Origin of the sequence: Streptomyces zinciresistens K42 (genome assembly GCF_000225525.1) — a bacterium.
GTDB classification, from domain to species: domain Bacteria; phylum Actinomycetota; class Actinomycetes; order Streptomycetales; family Streptomycetaceae; genus Streptomyces; species Streptomyces zinciresistens.
Map to the genome: position 1 here is coordinate 140437 of NZ_AGBF01000003.1, position 6591 is coordinate 147027.

Below are 6591 nucleotides of genomic sequence, written 5' to 3' on the forward strand. Positions count from 1 at the left end.
GCCCGCGGCCCGCTCTGCACGTTCGTGCCGTCCGGTTCCGGGTGCGGCGGCGGGCACACACGGACTGGATCGGTGAAGGGCTGGGGAACGCGGTTCCCCCGCCCCTTCACGGCCGGGCCCGACCGGTGGGGCGGCACCGCTGTAGGTCACCGGCACCGCGAACTCACCGCCTGGTACGGCCGTAGGTGGCCGGGGGCGGTCGGTCTGCGCGGGGTCGTCCTCATTGGCTTGGGGGGTGTTCCCGGCGGGGCGTGGGGGGCAATGCCCGTTGGGGGGCCGGGTGCCGGTGGGTCTGCGGGGTGGTGGTTGGGTGGTTTCCGTCCGTCCGGCCGGATCGGGCCGGGGCGGCTGGTTGTGGGTGTGGGGAGGGGGTCCGGTGTCGGAGCATGTGATTGAGGATCTGGTTGCGGATTCGGTGGGTGTTCTGGACGCGTATGCGGGGGTGGGTGATCCGCGGGTGCGGGACTGGCTGGCGGTTCTGTACGGCTTTGAGAGCGCGTTCGACTGTTCGTTCACCAGGTTTCGGGTGTTGGACGTTTTGCTGCGGCGCCGGTTCACGTACCGGTTCCCGGTTCACCGCCATCCCGACCATGCGGGGCGGTTCGCGTATTTCGATGGGCTGACGCAGTTCACGGCGCTGCGCACGTTCGACGAGGACGCGTCCGGTTTCGGCGGTGACGAGTCCTGGCTGGAGGACGGTTACGTCGAGCCGCCGTTCTTGTACTGCGATGCCGGAACCGCCTTGTGGCGGCGGATGGTCGCTGCCGGTGAGCTGAGCGGGGCCGACGCCGTTCCGCTGCGCCGGACTCCTCTGATCGAGGTGGTGCGTGAAGTCGTGGTTGCCGCCGAGAAGGAGCAGGACCGTGAACTGATCGGCCTGTGGTACGGGTTCGGCTGCGGGACTCTCCTGGGCGGCCCCGCGGGCTGCCCCTGGGATGTCGAGGAGGTCGCCGAGATGCCGGCCGTGCGGGACGTGCGCGCGGTTGTCCGCCGCACGGACGCCCTGTCTTTCGCGGCGCAGTCCGCCTACGCGTGCCCGGTGGAGTCCGCCGACGACCAGGACCTCGAAGCGTGGTGGTGGCAGCTGTGATCCCGGCAGCCGGGCACCGTGTGGGTGCGGTTCACCGCACCCACACAGCAGGTTCGCGGCCCCCTTGCCGGAGTTCGCCGAGCCCGTGCGCGGCCTCGTCGCCACGATCACGGCGCGCAGGTGCCGGTCGTGACCGTGACGATCTGGAAGTGCGCGCCGCGGACCTTCGTACAGCCGAACGGGACGCCTGCCTGGCAGGCTCGTCCCCGCGGGGCACCAGGCCGGTGCGTGCGGCCGGATTGCAGGTGAACGCACTTACTGCCGACTGGAGTTGACGCACGTGCCCCCAGGTGAACGCGCAGGAAGGTCCCCGGCGCGGACGGCGCCCGCACCCCGCCGAACAGCTTTGCCGGTCCGCCGTGCCGCAGCACGTCCGGATCGTCGATCGAGTCCGCGCCGGCCGCCATGCCGCCCACGATCGACACGGCCTTGGCATCGGCGGCGGTCCCGGCGCCGTTCTCCGCCCCGATCAGCTTGACCTTCGCCGCGACCAGCGCGGGCAGGTCGCACCGCTCGGCCGGCCGGATCGCCGGGACCAGCCCGGCATGCCCGCCCGTGATTGTGGTCGACACGGACGGCCGTCACCTGTGCGGCCCCGGCGCTGACCTCGGCCTCGGTACTGATGGGCTCGCGTATTCCACTGTCGCGTATTGGTCCGGCGGAAGCCTTGAACAGTGACTTTGGGTGAGGAGACCGGGAAGTGCTGTGTGGCTGCTCTGTAGGCTGATTGTGGGGTGCGACGAGGGGAGTTCGGGGTGGAGCGTCTGTTGAGCATTGCGGTGGCGCAGCCGAGGTGCACGGCTTACGACGTGAGGGCCAACGCGGTGGCTCATGCGGAGGCCATTCGGGCGGCGGACGCGCGGGTAGTGGTCTTCCCCGAGATGTCGCTGACGGGATACGAGCTGGACGCGGTGCCGGTTGTTCCGAATGATGAACGGCTGGCTCCGATCGTCGCCGCATGCGCGGAGACGGGGACGCTTGCCCTGGTCGGCGCGCCTGTGCCAGGGCCGCGCATCGGCATCCTGGCTGTGGGGGGAGACGGTGCGCGCGTGGCCTATGGGAAGGTGTGTCTCCACGGCAGCGAGGCCGCCCGCTTTGTGCCGGGGGAGCCCGCCATGATCGAAGTGGACGGGTGGCGGCTGGGACTTGCCGTCTGCCGCGACACGGGTATCCCTGAGCATGCGGCGAAGACGGCCGCGCTGGGGATCGACGGGTATGTGGCCGGGGTTGTCCACACGGATCACGAAGTTGAGGTCCACGGCGAGCGCGCCCGCAGGGTCGCAGCCGACCACGGGGTGTGGGTCGCCACGGCCGCCTTTGCGGGTCCGACCGGTGGCGGTTTCGACCTCACGTCCGGCCGCTCGGGCATCTGGTCCGCCGACGGGGTATTGGTCGCGGAGGCGAGCTCCGCTCCCGATGAGATTGTGCGGGCAGTTTTCGTCAAGTGAGTCCGGCCGGGGGGTGGGCCTCAGCGGCTGGTAGATGGCAGAGGGCCCGCGTGCTCAACCATGGTGAGCTGTGAGTGCTGTTGATGGTGGCTTTGACTTTGCGTGATCTCCGGGGGCGTATCGGCTCCATTTCCCGCCCGGCCACCAGGACCGCGGCGACGAAGGTGACGGACAGGGCCCGGCCGACCTTCCGCAGTCGCAGCTCCTGAGCGCCTGGGGGTGGTTGCGGCCGCCGGTTGAGTGTCATGGGGATGGAGACACGGCTTCACGATCAGCGGTTGCAGCAGGTGCGAGGGACCGTTTCCGCCTCCTGATGCGAACGGATCGGACGTCGATGCCACCTACGCGAAAGTCGCACCGCCCGCCCCCTGAATCTTGCTCCGCCCTTCGGGGAACGGTCGTCGGGTCAGCGGTCGGCGGACTCCACCGGCGCGGACGTGAAGGCACTCCAGGCAGTCGCGGAGATCGCGAGCCCCTGACGGGTGCGGTCCTTGGAGTCCCGGACCAGCACGCCGCGCCTTCCGGGGCGCACCCTAGCTTCCACGCAGGCGTCCTCGAAGTCGCTGCTGTAGCCTGAGTTCCACAGTTAGGGGTGTCGACTAGGGCACGAAAACGTGGGTTGACCTGCCGAAACACCTGTGAACACGTCGAGATGGCGTGTCACTAGGCGGGGGGATAGTGCCTGGTCAGCGGCCTGCGGTCAGATCGATGATCTTCTTGGGTGGGGTGACGTTCAGGGCGGTGAAGATGTCGCGCTGGGGTTTGGTGAGGTCGGTGGACTGGCGGAAGGTGCCGGCCGGGCCGGTGTAGGTGACCGCGTGCACGCGCTGGAGTTCGGCGCGCAGGCGGTTCCAGGTCTGGCCGGTGGAGGTCTCGGCGACGCGGATCAGCAGCAGGGCGAGCCAGCACAGCAGGACGTGGGCGCGGATGCGGTCCTCGCGGCGGTGGTAGACAGGCCGCAGGTCCAGGATTTGCTTCATATCGCGCCAGCCGCGCTCGACTTCCAGGAGCTGTTTGTAACCCAGCGCGATGTCCTCGGCCGACAGCTTCGGATCCGAGGAGCGCAGGAGGTACTTCCCGTCGAGGTTGGCCTCGGCGGCGATCTTCTTCTTGTCCACCCGCAGCAGCCCGCCCGGGGTGGTGCGCAAGAACCGTTTCAGGCCGGGCTTGGTGGACAACACCCCAGCCAGCTTGTCGCGTTCGGGCCTGGGCAGCTTGTCGGTGCCCTCGATCGCCTCCGCGAGCTGGGTGACCATCCGCACACGGATCGCGGCGTCGCGGGTGGCCTGGTCGGGGTTGAAACAGATCACGAACCGGTCGTCGGTTCCGATGTTGACCTCCTTGACCTGGAGGTTGTCGCGCACGGTCGCATAGCGGCCCTGCCGCGAGAGGGCGGCGCGTACTTCGGGTGATCCGGTGCGGAGTTTCTCGCCGATGATGTAGCTGCCGCCTCCGCGCATCAGTGCCCGGCGGTTGGCGGCGGAGGTGAAGCCGCGGTCGGCGACCCACACGATCTTCGACAGCGTCCACTCGCGCAGGTCGTCGCGGACCTGGCGGATCAGGGCCTGGTCGCCGGTGTTGCCGGGCCAGGACCACACCCGTACCGGGATCCCGTCGCGGGTGACGGCCATGCCGATGACGACCTGGGGCAGATCGTCGCGGGAGTCCTTGGACTTGCCGTGGGTGCGGAACCCGTCGTGCCGCACCGCGTCTTCGGCCGGCGCGTCGGCGGGCAGGCGCTCGCCGTGTTCGTCGCGGGCGACGGGTTCGTCGGCGTCCTCGGTCTCGAAGTACGTGGAGGTGGTGTCGAAGAACAGCAGGTCCACCTCCAGGTTGAGCAGGTCGGTGACCTGGAAGTACGCCTCCTTGGCCAGGGCGGGCTCGATGGTCAGCAGGTAGTCCATGGCCCGGTAGCAGGCTTCGTCGCTGATCGCCTCCAGGCCGTCTATGTGGACGTCGTCGGCGATCCACTCGGTGGCGGCGAGCTTGCTGGAGGCGGCCAGGGCCCGGTTGGCGATCAGCGCGAACAGCACCCGCTCGACGCGTGGATCCAGCCTCCGCCCGGCCAGTTGGCGGTGCACGACACCGTCGAGGCCGAGCCGGTGCCACAGCCCGTCCAGCGCGTGCACCCCGCCCCATGGCCTGGAACTGATCAAGGAGAGGTCTCCCGAGCCGGTCGCGGCCAGCGCAGCCGCTGGGTCCAGCAGCCTGGACAGTGCCGCGACCAGTCGGCGAACCGCCTCGCGGTCGAGTTCGTCCTCCCGGCCGAAGGAGTGCAGCACCTTCGTACGCGAACGCCCCACGGCCGGGTCCCACTCGTTGTGGGCCAGCTGCAGATACCGGACCGTCTGCCCGTCCTTGTTCCGCCGGGACGTCGTCTTCACATACATGCCGCTAGACGATACGCGCATCATTCCAGGTCATGTGCATGGGGGTGGCCACATCGTGCCACTAGGCGTTTTCACCTTTCGCGCTAGGCGCAACCGTCTGACCTGCACCGATGCCCTGCCACACCCCCAAGAACCCCGCTCAACTGTGGAACGCAGGTGTAGCTGCTTTTATGCCAGCCGTTCGACGAAAGCGCCATGCGGGTCTCCTGGTGGTAATCGAGCTGATCACTGACATCTACTCATGGAAGTGTAGGAGCAACGGGCCGTGCAGAAAGGCCCGTTGGCACAGGCAGGGACAGACACGGGACGAGGAGTGGAGCCATGTCGGAACGTACACGGCCTCGATGGACGCCAGCAGAGATGGACGACTACGAAGCGGCACATGACCTGCTGAACGCGCTGATCGCCGTCTACAGCGGCCGGATCCACGCGGCACCCGGCGAGGAAGCCGTGAGCCTCCTCCGCCAGGAGCGCGCTCCGTTCCTGGCGGAGCGGGACAGCCTGACCCCCAATAGCCGGGAGCGGATCACGGAGATCCTCGACCTGCTGCCAGAGCGGATCCGCAGTGTGCGTGCCGGTGGCGCTGATGAGTGAGCCGGAGAAGGCTCCGCGTCTCCTGTCGGACGAACAGCTTGCCGAGATCTTCCGCGAAGACGTACGTCCCGGGCTCGACCGTCTGTCATCGCAGACGTCGCCCCACATGGTCCTCCTTGGCGGGCCCCAGGGCTCCCGGAAGACCATGCTGCGCACGGTGGTCGCGGAGCAGTTGGGGCTGACCGACGCACTGTTGTACGACGGCGACGACCACTTCGCCCTCCATCCCCACTACGACGCTCTCGCCTTGGAGCACGGCGTCCTGGAGGCGGCCCGCTTGTGCGGGCCAGACGTCGACGTCATACGCGACGCGATCCTGACGGAGGTGCTCACCCGACGGCTGAACGTCATGTTCATCGGCCCGTACACGGCCCAGGAGTACACACTGGGCCGAGTAGCCGCCTTCCGGGCCGAGGGCTATAGCACCGAGCTGGCGTACACCGCGCTGCACCCGGCACTGACCCACGTCGGCGTGATGGACCGGCACCGCCGGGCCCTAAGCTTGGCGTTTAACGTCGCAGGTCACTCGACCTGCTGATCTGCGGTTCTTTCCGGGACAGCGGAGGCGGCCGTTGGAACTGGTGCCGTACCACCGCGTGGTCTCGGTCCTGCCGGCCGCGCCGGGGTGGAAGGTGAAAGCCGAGTGGTTCGGCCCGTTCGATGCATTCGACGCGCCCATCGCCGCCTGGGTCATGGACGGGGAGGGCGAATTCTGGCCCGTCATCGGCGTGAGTGAGCCCGAGGGCGGGGGACCGCACCGGCCGTCGCCGGACGGCGAGTACACGCTCCGCCCCCACCTCGGCAGCGGTAACAAGATCATCGCTCCGGAGGCCTGACCCCACGCGCGCACGCCGGACTGGAGGAGGGAGCGACACCGTGGATCCACGTGGCGGGGACCATGATCGGCAGGCACGCTACTTCGCGCCCCGGTCCGTGCTGGACGGCGCGGAGCTCACCGAGGCGCAGGAACAGCTGGCGCGGGCCGTCCTCGAGGTCGTGCTGCTGGTCGGTCTGCCGCCATACGGCATCGAAGCTGCAGCGGACGGTGAGGAGGCGGGGGTGGGCCTGG

Annotated in this window: 8 protein-coding genes and 1 pseudogene; 6 read left to right on the forward strand and 3 right to left on the reverse strand. The window is 68.8% G+C overall.

Going from position 1 to position 6591, the window contains the following annotated elements:
- Positions 1–376: 376 nt before the first annotated feature.
- On the forward strand, positions 377–1090 hold the full coding sequence (locus tag SZN_RS02340; RefSeq protein WP_007491105.1) for a hypothetical protein: 714 nt from the start codon (positions 377–379) through the stop codon (positions 1088–1090).
- A gap of 107 nt (positions 1091–1197) precedes the next feature.
- On the opposite strand, the gene SZN_RS43415 is transcribed toward SZN_RS02340, so the two are convergent.
- Complete coding sequence (locus tag SZN_RS43415) at positions 1198–1662, reverse strand: hypothetical protein (RefSeq protein ID WP_007491106.1); 465 nt, start codon at positions 1660–1662, stop codon at positions 1198–1200.
- A 183-nt stretch (positions 1663–1845) separates the two neighbouring features.
- On the opposite strand from SZN_RS43415, the gene SZN_RS02350 reads away from it, so the two are divergent.
- Positions 1846–2538: a carbon-nitrogen hydrolase family protein gene (locus SZN_RS02350; RefSeq protein ID WP_007491108.1), complete on the forward strand. Its 693-nt coding sequence runs from the start codon at positions 1846–1848 to the stop codon at positions 2536–2538.
- A gap of 406 nt (positions 2539–2944) precedes the next feature.
- Here SZN_RS02350 and SZN_RS38060 read toward each other — a convergent pair whose 3' ends face one another.
- Both SZN_RS38060 and SZN_RS02355 read right to left on the reverse strand, forming a co-directional pair.
- Positions 2945–3124 carry a DUF397 domain-containing protein gene (locus tag SZN_RS38060; protein WP_078508387.1) on the reverse strand — a complete coding sequence of 60 codons (180 nt, stop codon included), beginning with the start codon at positions 3122–3124 and terminating at the stop codon, positions 2945–2947.
- A gap of 100 nt (positions 3125–3224) precedes the next feature.
- Complete coding sequence (locus SZN_RS02355; RefSeq protein ID WP_007491112.1) at positions 3225–4928, reverse strand: IS1634 family transposase; 1704 nt, start codon at positions 4926–4928, stop codon at positions 3225–3227.
- A 360-nt stretch (positions 4929–5288) separates the two neighbouring features.
- Here SZN_RS02355 and SZN_RS02360 point away from each other — a divergent pair, with 360 nt between their 5' ends.
- The 4 genes and pseudogenes from SZN_RS02360 to SZN_RS40815 form a co-directional block, all read left to right on the forward strand.
- On the forward strand, positions 5289–5522 hold the full coding sequence (locus SZN_RS02360) for a hypothetical protein (RefSeq protein WP_007491113.1): 234 nt from the start codon (positions 5289–5291) through the stop codon (positions 5520–5522).
- Positions 5515–6060 carry a zeta toxin family protein gene (locus SZN_RS02365; protein ID WP_139063516.1) on the forward strand — a complete coding sequence of 182 codons (546 nt, stop codon included), beginning with the start codon at positions 5515–5517 and terminating at the stop codon, positions 6058–6060. Before SZN_RS02360 ends, SZN_RS02365 begins: the two co-directional genes overlap by 8 nt.
- A gap of 34 nt (positions 6061–6094) precedes the next feature.
- Positions 6095–6358, forward strand: a complete 264-nt coding sequence (locus tag SZN_RS02370; RefSeq protein ID WP_007491116.1) for a hypothetical protein — start codon at positions 6095–6097, stop codon at positions 6356–6358.
- Between the two features lie 40 nt (positions 6359–6398).
- Positions 6399–6591 (forward strand): annotated as a pseudogene (locus tag SZN_RS40815) (hypothetical protein); the annotation flags it as partial.

Excerpts from the sequence above, each read along its gene's own strand:
- SZN_RS02360 (WP_007491113.1), top strand. The coding sequence starts at position 5,289 with ATGGACGACTACGAAGCGGCACATGACCTGCTGAACGCGCTGATCGCC.
- SZN_RS02355 (WP_007491112.1), bottom strand. The coding sequence starts at position 4,928 with ATGTATGTGAAGACGACGTCCCGGCGGAACAAGGACGGGCAGACGGTC.
- SZN_RS02365 (WP_139063516.1), top strand. The coding sequence starts at position 5,515 with ATGAGTGAGCCGGAGAAGGCTCCGCGTCTCCTGTCGGACGAACAGCTT.